Consider the following 16,571-nt stretch of genomic DNA (forward strand, 5'->3'; position numbering starts at 1 on the left):
CTTCTGGATAATGGTAAGTCAAGATCTGATATGGTAGCTGAGTTTATGGAGTTATCTTTAACTCTAGACTTAACACCTGCAAACTTTCCAACACTCTCAGCAGTTGAATTAGCAGCAGCCATAGAGAGACAAGACCTAATTACAAATAAAGCAGAAGTAGCTGTATATTTTACTAAGAATCTTGGTACAAAAACAAATATAGCAGAAGAAAATCAAGATAATCCAACAAATGATTCTGCTTATTTAGCTTCTATTCAAGTTATTAGTGGGGTTAATATTGACAGGGAGACTGTTTCCTCTTCTATTGAAAAAATCAAAAGTTTACTTTATGATACTAACGCTATTACTATAATTCTTAATAGATGGAATGAATTGCAAACAAGTCCACCTTTAATTCTTTCCTTAATTACAGATATGCAAAATATCAAGATGAATGATGTTCTTTCTCCTAATATGGAAAGTAACCTAACACTGCGTGGATTAACAGATACTAATACTAAAATAAGTGTTAATACAAGTCAAGGCGTACAAGAGGTCACTTCAGTAGTTATTTCAACAGAAACACAAAGTATTAGCTTTGCTGCTCCTGTAAGTATTATGGATGGAGAGCTCTCTATTGCAAGTTTTAATAGCTTAACGACGATACCTTACATTGTAGTAACATCACAAACTCCATATTTAAATCAAGTAATACCAGAAGTTGTTAAAGTAGAAGACAATGTTGTATTATCAGGAGTTAATTTACCAATAATACCTGTAGATATTGTATTTGAGGGGCAAGAGAGTTCCTTTACACAAACTGTAACACCATCGAGTAGTGAAAGTGTTAGTTTTACTGTACCACAAGGGGTTGGTTCGGGAAGTATCTATCTGCAAATGAGCCAAATACAGACAAACCGTCTCTATCTTTCTGTAAAGAGAAATATAGATATAAAGGTCGTTTTAGACAATGATATAGATATCAATTCCTCAGACATCTCTTTGGTGTGGGGAGGAGAAGAATATCCACTGAATGAAAACTTTATGGCTACTCTTCCTCTAGAAAACAGTGATGCACAGTATATCAATGTGATGGTACAGTTAGCAAATAATGAGCGTTCGATACTCTATAGTGCAGTAATAACTCAAGATACTACACAGATAACTACTCTTAATGCCGAGTCAACTGCAATTGCATGGACATTGCAAGGACTAGGTGCTACAGCAGTGTCCGAGAACAATCTTTTGTCTTCATTGTATGATACTATCGCATCAAATGAAAAAGTTCAAGAGCTTGCCGACTATATAGCTATTCTTCAAAAAGAGGATATAAACACATGGGCTAGTTTAAATGATACTATTGTTGAACAGAAGTTACGAGATGCTTTAGTAGATATTCTTCAAAACCAACGGCAAGTATCTGAAGCTCAGATGTTAGTTTCAAGAGCATCTATAATTAATCCTTTAGTTGCAATTACACAAACTCCAGAAGATAATGATATTTATATTGAAAATAGAAAAAGTGATGGTAGTGTATGGATTGTAAATGATAGTAGACTTTTTTTAAGTGTTGAAGTTACTTCAAAAGAGGAAGATAAAGAATACTCTATAAATTATAAACACCCATCTAACTTTACGGATATGGAATTTGCAAAAGGTATTATCAGCCCTAAGGGATGGCCAATATTTGGGATATCTAGTGAAAAAAAGATTGAACTTAAAGGGATTGATTCATCTTTAGAAATTGTTGTAGGAGCATATGGTTCAATAGCTGATAAAAAAATTGCTCAAGTCTCCGATATTCTTAAAGCTCGTACGGTTATAGATGGAATTCTTGTACCAGCATTTAATTCAATTCTTTCTACCCTAATTGATAGAAGCATCCCTAAAAATTATCAATATAAGAATGTTATTAAAGGTTTAGGTGATATCTATGATGGGGATATTGTAGCTCAATTACTTGAAAGTGTCTCAAATAAAAATACTACAAGAGCAATTCTTGTAGATACTTACTTAGTGAAACCATTAATCAATAATATAGTAGCGTGTTCTACCAATCCGACAGGAACTGTTTGTCAAAACACAGCAAAAGGACTTCTTAAATTAAGTGGTATTACTAGTGATACTGCACTTAGAACTTTAGCCGCAGAATTAGCCAATAAACTAAAAAATGAACTCATAAAAGATAGTGTATTGGCACAACTTGCTCATGTGGGATTAGTTGCACGTGCTGCAGAATTTGTATGGGATCATTTGGGAGATATTTCTAATGGTATCAGTATAAGTGAAAGTATTTATGACATGAACAATTACCCTCAGGTAATAAATGCTGATATTGAGTTTGCACTTGAAATAGAGGAAGTAACACCACTATGTGTAGTAATATCCCCAGAAACACAAGAAGTAACTTTTGAACTTAAGGGCGAAGGATTTTCCGGAGGAGAAGGTAAAGTAGCTTCTGCATTTTTAACGATAGGAAATCAAGAAATCCAAAGTGACAATACCGTTGCCTTCGATGAAGGAAGACAATTAGATGCTCTTTTTTCTTCTCCACAATCTTTGGTTACAGGAGGAAGTGTTGAAGATGCTAGTCTATTTATTAAATATGATGAAGGTCTTTACATGATGTATCCTGAATGGATTAAAATCATTGATTCGACAGATACAATTGTCTACTTTGATTCTATTGTACCAAGTAGTGCTTACAAAGGTGCTATTGTGACTCTTGAAGGATGTGGATGGATACCTTTAGATGATATAAAAGTTTATTTTAGTGGGCAGGATTCATTAGATTATGTAGAAGCTGAAGTACTTTCTAGTACAGCAGATAAGATTGAGGTCAAAGTACCTGATACTGCCAAGAGTGGTACAGTCTATCTGACCGCTGGAAACAAAGAGACTAGAAAGCTCCTTTTTGATATTAATCCTTTTAGTCTAAATGATCCCGAAGAAGATGATACCCTCATAAAAGGGTCTTGGGTTGCATTGTCTGGTCAAGCACTTACTCAAGCTACTAAAATATATTTTATTGATCATACTGGCAATAAAATAGAAGGGACTATCACCAATAATAGTGAGTATTCACTTAAGGCAACAATACCTGAAGGTTTAGCTTACGGAATAGTAGGTATCTATGTAGAAGATAATGAAGGAATAGTAACTAATGAAATAGTGCTTCCTTTAGTGCCTTCAGGGGTAAATGCAACACCATCCAGTGGTATTATTGGGGAAGGCATAAGTGTAACCCTTTCTCTAGATGAAGGTACGCAAGAGAGTGTAGTAGCCTACTATAGACTCAATGAGATGATTGAAAATAACGAAGTAAAATATAGTGAACCACTTTTTCTAACCATGGAAGATCTTGAATATACTGAAATATACCTATATACATTCGCTAGAGTTATAGTGAATGATATAGCATATGATTCCGCGGTAAGAAAGTTTATCTACAGTCCATGTGATGTGGGGTATGATCTGAACTTGAATGGTGAGTGTATTTCAAAACCTCTTCCACTATTAGTATGTCCTATAAGTTACAATGGTGCATTTGAGGAAAGTGGGTATGACATCACAGTAAATTCATCCTCATATCGTATTTATGCATCAAAACAGCCTTATTACTATACGAATTGTGAATACGGAGAGAATGAGCAATTAAAGACGGAGGAATTTATTGAAGATAGTAAAAAAACTGGTGTATGGAAATATTATTTTTCTTCTGGTCAATTATGGAGAGAAGTCTCTTATCTAAACAATGAAAAAAATGGATTTGAGAGGCGTTATTTTGAATCTGGAGAATTGAGCGCTGAATATCATTACATTAATGATAAGTATGATGGCACAAACATATCATATCTGTCCTCAGGTAAGTTGTATTTTATAATGAATTATAAAGAAGGCTTACTAGATGGGCTATATATGATGTATGACTCGTTTTCGGAACATCTTAAGAGAGAGGGATATTATATTCAAGGTAAAAAAATAGGGGAATGGAAAGAATATAATGGATTTGGAAATTTGAGATTTGGATATTTTTACAATAGTAATGGTATTATATATATAAAAGAATATTATAGCACAGTTAATGGTGCAACTTATCTTTCTAAAAGGGAATATTATGATGATGATGGTATATTGACACATACTGAATCTCTATGGGTATTTATAGAGCGATATCCTGATAATATTCATTAGGTTGGTGGAAGAGTAAATTGAAATTATTAGTTTTACTTTCTTAAAGTTGGAATATGTTCTTATTTAGCTGGTAGTGGTATTTGGATTCAGAAGTGAATCTAAATTATATTTAAGGAGAAGGATGATTTTTTATGTATATCCTTTTTATACTGCTTTTTAACTAGTACACTAAAATAGGGCGCAATGGATCAAACGTCATGTTGTTGTAGTAGTGATGGGCATTACCATTATATTCCGAGAAGAAATCAGAATAATAAGAGTCTTGTTTAGACTTGTCTTCTTGAACTTTACGTATTCTTTGGATGAGATAGTTTGAAGAGACAACTGTTAATAAGGGAGACTTTATAACAGGAAAAAGTTCATCGTTTACAATAATATCTCCATCTACCATACATGAGAAAAGAGGGAAGGAAGAGGGACTGTTATACGTAACAAGATGATAAATTCCCTTAATCAACTCGGGAATTATTTTGTCTGAGTACTTAGAAGATATATTGATATCACGCAAGTTTAAGACACCTCCTCTTTCTCCTTCATCTATAGTGAATTGCTTCATAAGCTCAAGTATTCCTTCTCCTTTAGAGATTCCAAGAAGGGGATAAAACTGTTGTGAAAGAACAGTATAAATATCGTTTCCTGTTACCGCTAAAATATCGTCATTTCGAGATGCATATGTGGCACCATTTTTTTCTTTTTTGTAAAAACATATTATATAGTCAAAATCTAAAGTCGCAATCGTTTGTGTTGAGCCGTCGATGTAACTTTTAGCAAAAACAACACTTAACTTACTGTTGGTAATAGAGGATTCCTTACAACTTTCTAATCCATCAGTATTTAATTCAGCCCAAATGCTTACGCCATACTTCATGTCGTTATTATACTCTTCAGAATTTCGAAAAAAGTTGTCTTCATAGATATTTACATAATCTTTCGCATATTTACCATAGTATAAAACACTAGATTGCTTGTATTCTATACGATATGTCGTCATTTTTTTTTGAAAGTTCCAATAAGAATATAGCATCTTCTGGGCGAAGTTTTCTTTTGCCAGAATTTTGTGTAGCACAAGCTTTTTCCATGTAGAAATACATACATTAAGATTTGAATCTGAAATTCCTATAGCTTTAGCTGCTCTATAATACATTTCTTCTTGCGTCTCAGGTTTTAGTTCTAACTTTTCTTTTTTTTGGAGTAAATAATTCATATACTCCAAAAAGTATGTCTCATCATCTCGTTTTATTTGGGTATCAAAACAAGATAGAAATTCCTCAAAATCATCAAAGCTAAAAAAAGCCTCTTCATATTTCTCAATTCTAAGATTGAAGATTGAAGCATCTTGGATATAATTTAGTCCATTTTTGAGCATGTTTTCTGGTTTAAATCGAGATATATCAAGCCCACCATAGTTAGGAAAATCTGAAAAATTTAAATCTGGTGTAGGAAAGTTAAAATTTTCCCAAATCATATCTATTTCTCTATACTTGCCTTCCTTTTCAAGAAAAAGCTCATCTATTTTTTTAGAATAATCCTTAGAGCTAAGACCTGTCAATTGTTGTGTGGCTTCTTCTATCGCCTCATCATGAGAAATGTCATTTTTACTACATTTAATCAAACTTGCTTGGTCTGTTATCTCGTATGCAGAGCGATAGTTAAAAACTCGAATATCAGAAGGTGAAGGAGCGATAAATACGCTTTTAGTCATCTCTTTTCGAGCTCTTTCTGTATTAGGGCTATAAGTAGCATCAAATAATTTTTTATTTTCATGTAAATCTTTCACTCGTACACCTTTATTTGTCTTAGTAAACTATAGCAAATATGTATTATCTAATAGAAACCATTTCATTTTGCAATAAAAATTTATGCTCAATGTAAGATTTAGTATAATAGTGGATAAAGAATAAAGAAGGAAATTATGCATGAATGGAAAAATGATGGTTAGTTACAAAATACTATGTAAATCAGATGTTAATAACGAGATATTAATTCAAGAACTACTTAGTAACGAAAAAATAGCAAAAGTAATAAAAAGTGAATACGCAAAGGGTCTAAGAAATGTAGTATTAGGCACTACTTTTAAAGAGAGTATTGTAACAATTGAAACACTCAAAGATGTGCATAGTTTTGAAGCCCAAAAAGATGATTTTGCTGACTTGTTAGTTTTAGCTGAAGAAGATGCTGCGAATAAAAAGCTACTTAAAAAAGATTGTAATCGTGTTGAATTAGTAGATATAGAAACTTTGTAGAAATTTTTATAAAACTATTGACACACCCTCTGGATACCTTCAAGTCCACCAGCTGAGATACCAATGTTTTTATTATCTAGCACATCATACTCTCTAGGGTTTACGCGTATGAGAGTAGTGTTTTCTTCTACTCGAGAGAATCTGTCCCCAAAGCTTCGTATTGTCGGTACTGCACTCCCAGCACCAATCTCTATAATTACTATTTTTTTGCCTTTATTCTCCATAGTCCAGTTGTGAAATCTACGTGCTTGATTATCAGTTCTCTTAGCTATAAAAGACCAGTCTCCAAACATCAGTATATTTGGTCGAGACAGGTTCTCACAGTTTTTACATTGAGGTAGAGTCTGCGTTTCAAGTGTATCCATATTTATTTCAATGTCTTTTATGTCATTATCCCATACACTTTGAGTACAAGATTCACAGCATTGTAAGTGATGTATACTTCCATGAACTTCATATATTTTTTCATTGTCGAATCCAGCTTTTTGAAACTGACCATCTACATTTGAGGTAAATACGAAATAGTTATTCTTTTTCTTTTTAGTAAGTTCTAAGAGTAGTTTAAAACCTTCATGAGGAACTGTATCTCTATAGAGTTTTAGTCTATGCCCATAAAATCCCCATGCTAAATTAGGATTAGTATCAAACAAAGATGGATTAGCCATCTCAGAAAACTCATAACCTAACTTAGCGATGGGTGGATATTCCTTCCAGAATCCTTCATTACCTCTAAAGTCAGGTAAGCCACTGTCTACACCCATTCCTGCGCCAGCAGTTATAATTACAGCTTCTGCTTCTTCAATTAAGTTTGTAAGTATAGATATATCGTTTTTATTAAATAGCATTATTTTTCCTATAAAGTGACTTATTTTCCAAAGAGACGAACCCGACTACTTTCAAAAATAAATTCTGCTTGTTCTGTCGTTAGGTCTTTATTTTTCATTTTTTTACATAAACCTATAAAGAGAGCATGCATTTCCTGTGTTCTAAAATCATAGGACTTGGCATACTGATTCCATATTTTTAAATCATCTTCATTATAGCAATAGGAGTTGTCATAATCATTGCCATATGGGTTTTTCATTTCATCTTTATATTGAAAATTTTCTACGATACTGTGAAATGCATTATGTCGGACAGATGAGGAAGTTTTATCTACTATATCTTTACGAATAAGTATAGATACTAATTCATTTGAGTTATTGAATACGCCTCCACCTGAAGTCCCTTTTTTTGCTTCAATGTTTATGATAATATTGTTAGGTTTTATTTGAGATACTATACCTTCTAGTAATAAACTTTCATAGCTTAGCAGGTAAATTTCTTCTCCCAACAATGTATGATTTGCTAGTGTGGTAAATGGTATGTTCTTAGCTTTTATATGAAGGTATGCCAAATCATTTTCAGCAGATATTTTACCAATGGTTGCGCTATACTTTTTCCCTTGATAATCTACTACAGTAATCTTTTTATATGCCTCTACATTGTGATATGCAGTAACAAGCGTACCATAACTTGTAAGTGCTACTGCCGTAACCGAAGCTTCAATCCCTTTTTTTGTAGTGACTTTAACTTCATACGTAACACTTTGCACTTTTTCAACATTAAAATAGCTTAGTTTTGCACTCAGTTTTTGGAGTGTATCATCGGTAATACTGTTTAGTTTATTTGTTATAGATGTGATATTTAAATCTTTAGCTGAAAAATCATCAAGATAATCTGCAGTAGATCTAAGTAATTCTGTAATATTTATTTCATTTTCTTTAGAGAATGACTCATTAGCTGAGAACAATAGTGTGCTAAGCAATGTTATAAGAAATAATAGTTTCATAGAGTGATTATACTTAAATGGATACTATTTAAAGCTTTTAAACTGTGTATATAGTTTATATATTAAACACAATACGATACTATTTCACTTATTTAAGAAAGAGAGTATGTAGTGAAAAAATTAATAATCATATTTTTATTTATTGTAAGTTTATTCTTTGGTTGTTCTAGAGTAAGTGATGAAGTTTTATTACAAGCTAGAGAAGCGGTGAAGAACGGTGCTTTGATAGTTGATGTAAGAACACCAAAAGAGTTTAAAGTAAAACATATAGCTGGTGCTATAAACGTACCCATAGCAGAGATAATGAAAAATAATATCAATCTTCATAAAGATAAAGAACTTGTTTTGTATTGCCGAACAGGTAGTCGTAGTAGTGTGAGTGCAAAAGTCTTACGAAAACAAGGTTGGAAAGTTTATGATGTTGCTACACAGTCTGATTGGGAAAGAAGTGTTAAACTTACCAGATAGAAGTACTCATGTTGTACTTCTATCTGAGTATTAACCTAAAGAGTTCTGAATAAATAAAGCGAGAATAATAAGAAGAAAAATAGAACCTGCTTTATTATAAAGTTTGTTTGCCAAGATAAATAATAAAGCCAAAGATGCTCCAAGCATAATTAGCATATCAAAACTTGTAGCTGCTAAATCAACTGATAATGGATTAATGAGCGATGCAGCACCTAGAACCATAGAAAAGTTTGCTACGTTTGATCCGATAATATTTCCTATACTCATTTCAGCATTACCTTTTTTAACGGCTACCAAAGATACTACAAGCTCAGGAAGAGACGTACCTAAAGAGATTAAGAATATCCCAATAATCCACTCGCTAACGCCAAAGTCTCTTGCTATATGCGTACCACTTTCTACTACAAAGTTTGCACCACCGATAGTAAGGGCAAAACCTACAGCTAAAAAAGGTATTGTTCTTGCCCAGTTGAATTTTTCTTTTCCTAGATCTTCGTCAATCTCACCTTCTAAATCTTCTTTAGAACTTGTAAATAAAAACACTAAATAAGAAACCATGAGTAGTAAGTAAAGCATACCATCGACTCTTCCAATTACACCATCTTGAATCATAATGAAGAAAAACACTACAGGAATAATAACCCAAGCACTATCTTGCGCAAAAAGATTTCTTTTTGGATTCATTTTTTTAGAAATGAAAAACACAATTCCCAAAACCATAGTGATGTTGAAGATGACACTTCCTACTACATTTGCAACAGCCATATCTGTCTTTCCTTGGCTTGAAGCCATCATAGATGCTGCCATCTCTGGAAGTGATGTTCCAAATGCTACAAGTGTAGCACCAATTACAAAATGTGAAATATTAAAATGCAGAGCAATTCTCTCTGACTCTTTAATTATAAAATCTGCACCATATATAAGTGCTGACATTGCAGCGAAAAAAATTATAAAATCCATTGTATATTATCCTTGTGTTCTGATTATTAAGCTTTTTGGTAGATTTAACATGTTGATTGTCTTTTGTTCTTCTTCTCTCATTTCACCATTGTCAACTTCATGATCAAATCCTAAGAGGTGAAGTAATCCATGAATGAATAGTAGTGCACATTCGTCATTTTCTGAATGCCCTAGTTCTTTGGCTTTTTCTTGAATGTAGTCTAGTGAGATAATTATACTTCCAAGTGGAGACATAGGCATATCTGCATAGGGGAAACTGAGTACATCCGTAGGAGTATCAATATCTCTATGTTCTTTGTTAATTGATTGTATTTCATCGTTATTCGTAATAATGAGTTCAATCTCTTTGTTTGTGTAAGAATTTGCGATTTTACTTAAAAGGGTTTTGTTAACCTCGAAAGAGGTTCTGTTGTCTAATTCAATCATGTCTTGAATTATATCTAATGAGGCTTAGAAAAGGGCGTTAGCCAGTGATGTTTAAATGTTTTCCTATTCCAGTTTTTTGTGCTGAAACTTGTTTTGTTTCTTCAACAGCACTTTCTATGATCTTTAAAGCTTCTCTTTGATTGACTTCAATAGACTTTTGTAAAACATCTACTTGAATAGCGCTCATATCTGTGTTACTAGAACTTGATACATCCATAATAATACATCCTTTTATTATTTACTTACTTTTATATCGGCGCAATTGAAAATTTATTTATAAAATATGTTAAAATCTTTTTATGAATATAACAAAAAAGAAAAAAGCTGTTTGTGTTATGAGTGGTGGTATGGATTCTACGCTGAGTGCATACATGATGAAACATGATGGTTACGAAGTAATTGCAGTTCATTTTAACTATGACCAAAGAACAGAATCTAAAGAGTTGTCATGTTTTGATAACATATGTGATACCTTAAATGTAAAAGAAAGATATGTACTAGACTTAGACTTTTTCAAGCAACTTGGAGCGTCAGCTTTAACAGACAAAACCATAGATGTACCTGTAGGTGGGGTAGAAGAGGGTGTGCCTATTACATATGTTCCATTTAGAAATGGTATCTTTTTGAGTATGTCAGCTGCCATCGCAGAAAAAGAAGGTGCAGAAGCTATCAGTATCGGTGTTGTAGAAGAAGATAGTAGTGGTTATCCTGATTGTAGAGAGTCTTACATAAAAAGTATGGAACAGAGCATTAACCTTGGAACCAAAGATACTACGCACATAAAAATCCATATGCCTTTAGTAAATCTAAAAAAATCACAAATTGTACAAAAATCACTAGATTTGAATGTGCCTCTACATTTGACATGGAGTTGCTATAAAAATGAAGATGCAGCTTGTGGGGTATGTGACAGTTGCAGACTTAGACTGAATGGCTTTGAAGTAGCTGGAGTAAAAGATCCAATCAACTACAAATAATATTCTTTATAAAGATCTTGAAATTACTCACGTAATAAAAAAAGGTCTTAAAAACTCTTATATACATATATCTCAAAATGCAGAGATAATTTTAAAAACATCAAGAGTCCCTCATGCCTTTGTATTAAATTTATTGACTGAAAGAGAATCTTGGATACGAAAAAAAGTTCTTGAAATTAAAAAAAACCCTCCTGTAAAAGTAAGTATTGCGGATGAAGTTCTTCTTTTTGGTAAAATTTATAGTATAGATATGCCAGAAGCAAGTTCTTTAAGGGTAAAGCTTGAAAAGATGAGAGCTCATTCAGTGCAAAACACCATAAAGTACTATAATTCTTTTTATAAAGAGTACTCAAGTGAGTATATAATTCCAAGAGTCAGCTATTTTTCACAGCTAATGGACTTAGAATACAAGACAATAAAATTCAGAAAAATGAAAAGTAGATGGGGGAGTTGCAGTTCCAAAAAAGAACTGACATTTAATACAGAACTAATAAAAACTAAAAAAGAACTCATAGATTATGTAGTAGTCCATGAACTCGCTCATCTTAAACATATGAATCATTCTAAAGCATTTCATGATCTTGTTGAAAACTACCTTCCAAATTCAAAAATTTATCGTAAAGAATTAAAAAAGACAAAGATATCTACTTTTTGATATAAATAATTATTTTTAACATGTATGCGATTTTTTTATTTTAAATAAGATAATGAACGACCCCGACCCAAGGGTACGGGGTATCACTTACGTTTGAGCTTATAAGTCAAATAACAACTGACTAGTATGCACCTTTGTATATTTCTTTCCTTGGTCTTTCACATAATTTCTTATTGTTTCTTCATTTGCAAATTGCCCTACAGTATTTGCATAAAAACCACTGGTCCAAAGACTTCCACCCCAAAGCTGTTTTTTTACTTCAGGGTGTTTTGCAAAAATTTCTCTTGCTGTGATACTTTTTGACATTAAAGTGTCATATATGGAGAAAATATGTTACAATAAGTTATGGATAATTTAGCATTTAATTTTGAAGAACAAAAAAGTAAAATTATAAGATTAAAAAAATACACTTCGCAAATGAGTATACTTTTTGTAGAAGATTATGAAGAAGTTTCTAAGGGGATTGAACGAATTTTAAACCCTCTTTTTAAAGTAGTTGACGGCGCATATAATGGTGAAGAAGCATTAGTATTATATAAAAAAAATACTTATGATTTTGTCTTGAGTGATATATCGATGCCAAAGATGGATGGAACTGTATTATCAAAACACATAAAAACAATCAATCCCTTACAAGAGATAATAATTTTATCAGCACATAGAGAAGCTCATTATTTACATGAGCTTCTAAATATTGGTATTCGTAGATTTATAGAAAAGCCTATTTCCCTAGAAGTTCTTTTAGATGAATTTTATATTATTTGCAAAAACTTATATAACGAAAAAGATATAAAAAATAGTGTAGTTATAAATAATAATGTCATCTTTAAATTAAATGAAAAAGATTTATATATAAATAATGAGTTAATAGAATTGACAGAATATGAAAAAAAACTTATTTATATATTGGTAGAAAAAATAAACCAGACAGTCTCTGTAAATGAAATTGTAAACTATTTTTATATGGATAGTATTGATATGGATATAGAAAATGTCAGAAAATATATATATAAGCTGAGAAAAAAAATTCCTGATGAGCTTATAAAAAATCTACATGGAGTGGGTTACAAAATAGTGAGTGACACATAAGTGACAATAATTATTTATACTTTGACTCAATAATAAGAGGTGGAAATTATGAATTCAGTTTACTTAAACTCACTTGAAGAGTTTTTAAAGTACCAAGACTCAAAAGAAAAAATGTACTTATTACTAGTGTCAGAAAATTGTGATTTCAATCATGAAACAATAAAAAAATTAAATGTTAATTGTTATGGTGCTATTTTTCCAGAAATAATATTTGGGGGAAAACACTATAAAGATGGTCTTATCGCTATAGATATATTAATAGAACCTATATTAGTAAATAATATGGAAAATAAGATAGAAGACGAAAAAAAATTTAGCTCTATAAAATCAATGCTACTTTTTGTAGATGGTCTGAGTCCTTATATAGATCCATTTTTAGTCTCTCTTTTTGAATCAACAAATGAAGAGTGTAAAATATTTGGTGGTGGTGCTGGAAAGATGACACTTCGCCAAGAAAGGGTCATCTTTACACCTGAACATATTACACAAAATTCTGCACTTATAATTCCTCTTGCACAAGACTTAGATGTTGGAGTTAGTCATGGGTGGGAGTATTTAGATGGCCCGCATGTTGCTACTTCTAGTAGTAAAAATGTACTTGAACAGATTGATTATGAATATGCCTTTGATGTTTATAAAAGCATAGTTGAAAAAGACAGCGGACTAACGTTTAATGAAAATAATTTTTTTGAATTAGCAAAATCATATCCATTGGGAATAGTCAGTTATAGCGGAGAAATTATTGTAAGAGATCCAATTGCTAGTGACGGTAAAAGCTTAGTGTTAGTAGGTGTTATGCCACAAAATTCTGTTATACAAGTATTAAAAGGTAAAAAGTCTAAACTTATTGAAGCTGCAAAGTTCGCTGCAATCAATGCTATGGATAATAAAAAAGAAAAAGAAAAAGAGATAGGGATAGTGATAATGATTGATTGTATATCTCGAGTTCTTTTTTTAGAAGATACTTTTGTTAAAGAGATAGATTCCGTAAGAGCTATAATTGGAGGTTTACCCCTTGTTGGTGCTTTGACTTTAGGAGAAATTGCAAATAAATCAGATAGATATATAGACTTCTATAATAAAACTTGTGTAGTCGGTACACTTTAAAATATAAGGAAAATAGTATGTTACTAAATCAGCTTACCTTAGCTTATGAATGTTTAAGTGCAATTGGTAATACATTAGAACTTGATAGTATGATATTCGAAGTTTTAACGAGTTTTTCAAGAAAGACAGGTGCCATTACGGCTAGGTATTATAAAAATAAAATACAAGAAGAACCTTTTTTACATATTGGGAAGAAATTAGAATTTACTACTGATATTAACATAGACAAAGAGAAAAGGTTTTTAATAGTAAAAGAGAACGATTTAGAGATAATTATCTTACCCCTAAAATATGGGTGTATGGTCTTTGTTTATAAAAATCACCCAAATATTAATAAACTAGCAGCTATGCTTGGAAACTTTCAATCGAAAATAAATTTATCCATAAGTGCATGTAAAGGTGTCCAAGAACTTGAAGAGATGGTAGAATCATCTGTAAATCAAATACAAGAAAAAGAGAAGATGCTTTTAGCACAATCAAAGCAAGCTATAATGGGAGAAATGCTTGAGATGATTGCCCATCAATGGAGACAGCCCTTGACTGCTATCGGGATGACTTCTGCTAATATAGCTATGGATTTAGCATTGGATGAACTTAATGTCAAAACATTACAAGACGATTTAAATAATATCAACACTCAAGTACAATACCTTTCCTCAACTATTGATGATTTTAGAAACTTTCTTAAAGAGAGTAAAGAAAAAGAAAAAATATCAAGTAGAATAATTACAGAATCGGTAAAAGGTTTGGTTTTTCTACAACTTCACAGCCAACAGATAGATTTACAAGTACAAGAGTGCGAAGATATTATTATCAATATATATAAAAATGAGTTAATTCAAGTTATATTAAATATCATCTCTAATGCAAAAGATAGCTTTGAAAATTTAAACTCTTTACAACAAAATAAAATAATACAATTAAAATGTAGTAGAGCTGAAGATGATTTAAAAATCTGTATAATAGATAATGGTGGAGGAATCCCCGATGAAATTATGCCAAGAATATTTGAGCCATACTATTCAACGAAAAAAGAAAAAAATGGAACAGGACTCGGTCTTTATATGTCCAAAATTATTGTTCAAGAACATTTAAAAGGGAAACTTTTCGCTAAAAATACAGTGGATGGAGTAGCTTTTACAATACAGATACCTATATGGGAGAGTAACGATGAATCCTGAAGTAATTAGAAAAATTAGAAAAATCGGCAAATCAATAAAGATTTTATATGTTGAAGATGATCATAAAATAGCCTCTCAGGTAGAAAAACTTCTATTAAAGTTATTTAAAAATATTAAGTATGTAGATAATGGAATGAAGGGTTTAGCGGAATATAAACTCGATACATACGATATGGTCATTACGGATATTATGATGCCAGAAATGGATGGTCTTATGATGATAAAAAAGATAAAAGAAATCAATGAAGAACAGCTAGTTATTGTGACTTCTGCTTATAATGATAGTGATAAGTTGATAAAACTTGTAGATTTAGGTGTTGATAGATTTGTTTTAAAGCCCATAGATGCAACTAGATTTATTAATTTGATTTCTAAAGAAGTAATCAATATTTATAATGCAAAAAGAAAAATATTTTTAGAAAAAAAACAACAGCAAAAAAACCTTGAAAAAGAGTTGATTATTGAGAGTTTATTCGCTCCTATTGTAATATTTCAAAGAGGGTGTGTTGATTATGCAAATGAATTGTTTGTCAAAACATTTAATCAAAAAAATGATGCTAACATAATTTTAGGAAGATTATTTGATGATGAGCTACTTCAAGGAATGAATAATAATGAAGTATTAGAGCATTTAAGTCAAAATCAAACGTATGTGTATACTTTAAGTGTTCAGACATATGAAAAAGTTCAATACATAATCAAAGTAACACAAATAAAAAACTCATCTAAATTGATGTGCTTTTTTCTTGAAATAGATCAGCTTAATGCTGTAAAATCCACTAGGCTACCAGAAAATAATGACTTGCAGATTGACTTTACAACAGGTTTTTTATTAAGAAATGGATTTAGAAAAAAAATAAGTGGCTGTAAAGCTAATGGAATTGAATACAATGCTATATGTTTTGGGTTAAAACATATAGATGAATACATTAAGCAGTTTGGCGTATCATCTCTTCAGAAAATTTATACGAAGTTTTCAGAGTATTTAGTAGATAATTTTTCTACTTTACTTAAGGATGAAGTTGCAGAGTTATTCTCTTTTAATGTAAATCGATTTGTAATATTAGTACATAAAGATTTTTCAAAAGAGGTAGAAGAGTCTTTAAATGATTTTTTTCAACATTATTCCTATAAGAATGAGGGTTTTACACGCAATCAAGCTATGAGTATTGACTTTTTAGCATACAATATAGATAATCATGAATCGCTTGATGACATAATATCGGAGGTTGATAATTATCTATATATGCTAAAAGATTAATAATAGGCAATTCACTTCAAACTAGTGATTAATTTTTTAAGTTTATCAAAATTGGATAACCCTTTGTTTGAAGTATTATAATCGAAAAGATTTCCCCGTACCCTTGGGTCGGTCGGCAACAGTTCAAGAAACCATACAGTACAATATGGAATGAGTGAGCATGTATTTAAAAGTCATAACAAAACATTGTTGTTGTACCA

At 31.5% G+C, this 16,571-nt stretch carries 15 protein-coding genes and 1 pseudogene; 9 read left to right on the forward strand and 7 right to left on the reverse strand.

Features of this window, described 5'->3' with window-relative positions:
* Window positions 1–4,173: toxin-antitoxin system YwqK family antitoxin (locus ACI9TV_RS13835; RefSeq protein ID WP_415251408.1), on the forward strand; the 4,173-nt coding region annotated here is incomplete at its 5' end.
* A 160-nt stretch (window positions 4,174–4,333) separates the two neighbouring features.
* On the opposite strand, the gene ACI9TV_RS13840 is transcribed toward ACI9TV_RS13835, so the two are convergent.
* Window positions 4,334–5,950 (reverse strand): hypothetical protein, encoded by a 1,617-nt coding sequence (locus ACI9TV_RS13840; protein ID WP_415251409.1) that lies wholly within the window; start codon window positions 5,948–5,950, stop codon window positions 4,334–4,336.
* 139 nt (window positions 5,951–6,089) lie between these two features.
* Between ACI9TV_RS13840 and ACI9TV_RS13845 the strand changes: the two genes are divergently transcribed.
* Window positions 6,090–6,416 (forward strand): hypothetical protein, encoded by a 327-nt coding sequence (locus ACI9TV_RS13845; RefSeq protein ID WP_415251410.1) that lies wholly within the window; start codon window positions 6,090–6,092, stop codon window positions 6,414–6,416.
* Between the two features lie 14 nt (window positions 6,417–6,430).
* On the opposite strand, the gene ACI9TV_RS13850 is transcribed toward ACI9TV_RS13845, so the two are convergent.
* Window positions 6,431–7,261, reverse strand: a complete 831-nt coding sequence (locus ACI9TV_RS13850) for an SIR2 family NAD-dependent protein deacylase (RefSeq protein WP_415251411.1) — start codon at window positions 7,259–7,261, stop codon at window positions 6,431–6,433.
* A 20-nt stretch (window positions 7,262–7,281) separates the two neighbouring features.
* A complete protein-coding gene (locus ACI9TV_RS13855; protein ID WP_415251412.1) occupies window positions 7,282–8,247 on the reverse strand; it encodes a S1 family peptidase in 966 nt (321 codons plus the stop codon).
* A 111-nt stretch (window positions 8,248–8,358) separates the two neighbouring features.
* Between ACI9TV_RS13855 and ACI9TV_RS13860 the strand changes: the two genes are divergently transcribed.
* Window positions 8,359–8,715 (forward strand): rhodanese-like domain-containing protein, encoded by a 357-nt coding sequence (locus tag ACI9TV_RS13860; protein WP_415251413.1) that lies wholly within the window; start codon window positions 8,359–8,361, stop codon window positions 8,713–8,715.
* 30 nt (window positions 8,716–8,745) lie between these two features.
* On the opposite strand, the gene ACI9TV_RS13865 is transcribed toward ACI9TV_RS13860, so the two are convergent.
* From ACI9TV_RS13865 to ACI9TV_RS13875, 3 genes are read right to left on the reverse strand one after another with little or no spacing between them, the layout of a single operon-like run.
* A complete protein-coding gene (locus tag ACI9TV_RS13865) occupies window positions 8,746–9,675 on the reverse strand; it encodes a calcium/sodium antiporter (protein WP_415251414.1) in 930 nt (309 codons plus the stop codon).
* 6 nt (window positions 9,676–9,681) lie between these two features.
* Complete coding sequence (gene ybeY / locus ACI9TV_RS13870) at window positions 9,682–10,101, reverse strand: rRNA maturation RNase YbeY (protein WP_415251415.1); 420 nt, start codon at window positions 10,099–10,101, stop codon at window positions 9,682–9,684.
* 37 nt (window positions 10,102–10,138) lie between these two features.
* A complete protein-coding gene (locus ACI9TV_RS13875) occupies window positions 10,139–10,318 on the reverse strand; it encodes a hypothetical protein (RefSeq protein WP_415251416.1) in 180 nt (59 codons plus the stop codon).
* Between the two features lie 82 nt (window positions 10,319–10,400).
* Between ACI9TV_RS13875 and queC the strand changes: the two genes are divergently transcribed.
* Both queC and ACI9TV_RS13885 read left to right on the forward strand, forming a co-directional pair.
* Window positions 10,401–11,078 carry a 7-cyano-7-deazaguanine synthase QueC gene (gene queC, locus ACI9TV_RS13880; protein WP_415251417.1) on the forward strand — a complete coding sequence of 226 codons (678 nt, stop codon included), beginning with the start codon at window positions 10,401–10,403 and terminating at the stop codon, window positions 11,076–11,078.
* Window positions 11,079–11,139: 61 nt separating this feature from the next.
* The gene (locus tag ACI9TV_RS13885) at window positions 11,140–11,733 is read left to right on the forward strand and encodes a M48 family metallopeptidase (protein WP_415251422.1); all 594 of its coding nucleotides are present in this window, start codon (window positions 11,140–11,142) and stop codon (window positions 11,731–11,733) included.
* A 99-nt stretch (window positions 11,734–11,832) separates the two neighbouring features.
* Here ACI9TV_RS13885 and ACI9TV_RS13890 read toward each other — a convergent pair.
* A pseudogene (locus tag ACI9TV_RS13890) lies at window positions 11,833–12,033 on the reverse strand (transposase); the annotation flags it as partial.
* Window positions 12,034–12,078: 45 nt separating this feature from the next.
* On the opposite strand from ACI9TV_RS13890, the gene ACI9TV_RS13895 reads away from it, so the two are divergent.
* The 4 genes from ACI9TV_RS13895 to ACI9TV_RS13910 are packed head-to-tail and all read left to right on the forward strand — an operon-like array spanning window position 12,079 to window position 16,371.
* Entirely contained in the window at window positions 12,079–12,822 is a 744-nt protein-coding gene (locus ACI9TV_RS13895; protein ID WP_415251418.1) for a response regulator transcription factor, read from the forward strand.
* A 48-nt stretch (window positions 12,823–12,870) separates the two neighbouring features.
* Window positions 12,871–13,929, forward strand: a complete 1,059-nt coding sequence (locus ACI9TV_RS13900) for an FIST signal transduction protein (protein WP_415251419.1) — start codon at window positions 12,871–12,873, stop codon at window positions 13,927–13,929.
* 17 nt (window positions 13,930–13,946) lie between these two features.
* Window positions 13,947–15,110, forward strand: coding sequence for a sensor histidine kinase (locus ACI9TV_RS13905; protein ID WP_415251420.1), 1,164 nt, complete (start codon window positions 13,947–13,949; stop codon window positions 15,108–15,110).
* Window positions 15,100–16,371: a response regulator transcription factor gene (locus tag ACI9TV_RS13910; RefSeq protein ID WP_415251421.1), complete on the forward strand. Its 1,272-nt coding sequence runs from the start codon at window positions 15,100–15,102 to the stop codon at window positions 16,369–16,371. Before ACI9TV_RS13905 ends, ACI9TV_RS13910 begins: the two co-directional genes overlap by 11 nt.
* Window positions 16,372–16,571: the final 200 nt, after the last annotated feature.

It is taken from the genome of Sulfurimonas sp. (genome assembly GCF_047622445.1).
GTDB lineage: Bacteria > Campylobacterota > Campylobacteria > Campylobacterales > Sulfurimonadaceae > Sulfurimonas.

What these genes read in the sequence shown, in the direction of transcription:
- ACI9TV_RS13845 (WP_415251410.1), top strand. Translation starts at nt 6,090, where the DNA reads ATGAATGGAAAAATGATGGTTAGTTACAAAATACTATGTAAATCAGAT.
- ACI9TV_RS13850 (WP_415251411.1), bottom strand. Translation starts at nt 7,261, where the DNA reads ATGCTATTTAATAAAAACGATATATCTATACTTACAAACTTAATTGAA.
- ACI9TV_RS13855 (WP_415251412.1), bottom strand. Translation starts at nt 8,247, where the DNA reads ATGAAACTATTATTTCTTATAACATTGCTTAGCACACTATTGTTCTCA.
- ACI9TV_RS13865 (WP_415251414.1), bottom strand. Translation starts at nt 9,675, where the DNA reads ATGGATTTTATAATTTTTTTCGCTGCAATGTCAGCACTTATATATGGT.
- ybeY (WP_415251415.1), bottom strand. Translation starts at nt 10,101, where the DNA reads ATGATTGAATTAGACAACAGAACCTCTTTCGAGGTTAACAAAACCCTT.
- ACI9TV_RS13875 (WP_415251416.1), bottom strand. Translation starts at nt 10,318, where the DNA reads ATGGATGTATCAAGTTCTAGTAACACAGATATGAGCGCTATTCAAGTA.
- queC (WP_415251417.1), top strand. Translation starts at nt 10,401, where the DNA reads ATGAATATAACAAAAAAGAAAAAAGCTGTTTGTGTTATGAGTGGTGGT.
- ACI9TV_RS13895 (WP_415251418.1), top strand. Translation starts at nt 12,079, where the DNA reads ATGGATAATTTAGCATTTAATTTTGAAGAACAAAAAAGTAAAATTATA.
- ACI9TV_RS13900 (WP_415251419.1), top strand. Translation starts at nt 12,871, where the DNA reads ATGAATTCAGTTTACTTAAACTCACTTGAAGAGTTTTTAAAGTACCAA.
- ACI9TV_RS13905 (WP_415251420.1), top strand. Translation starts at nt 13,947, where the DNA reads ATGTTACTAAATCAGCTTACCTTAGCTTATGAATGTTTAAGTGCAATT.
- ACI9TV_RS13910 (WP_415251421.1), top strand. Translation starts at nt 15,100, where the DNA reads ATGAATCCTGAAGTAATTAGAAAAATTAGAAAAATCGGCAAATCAATA.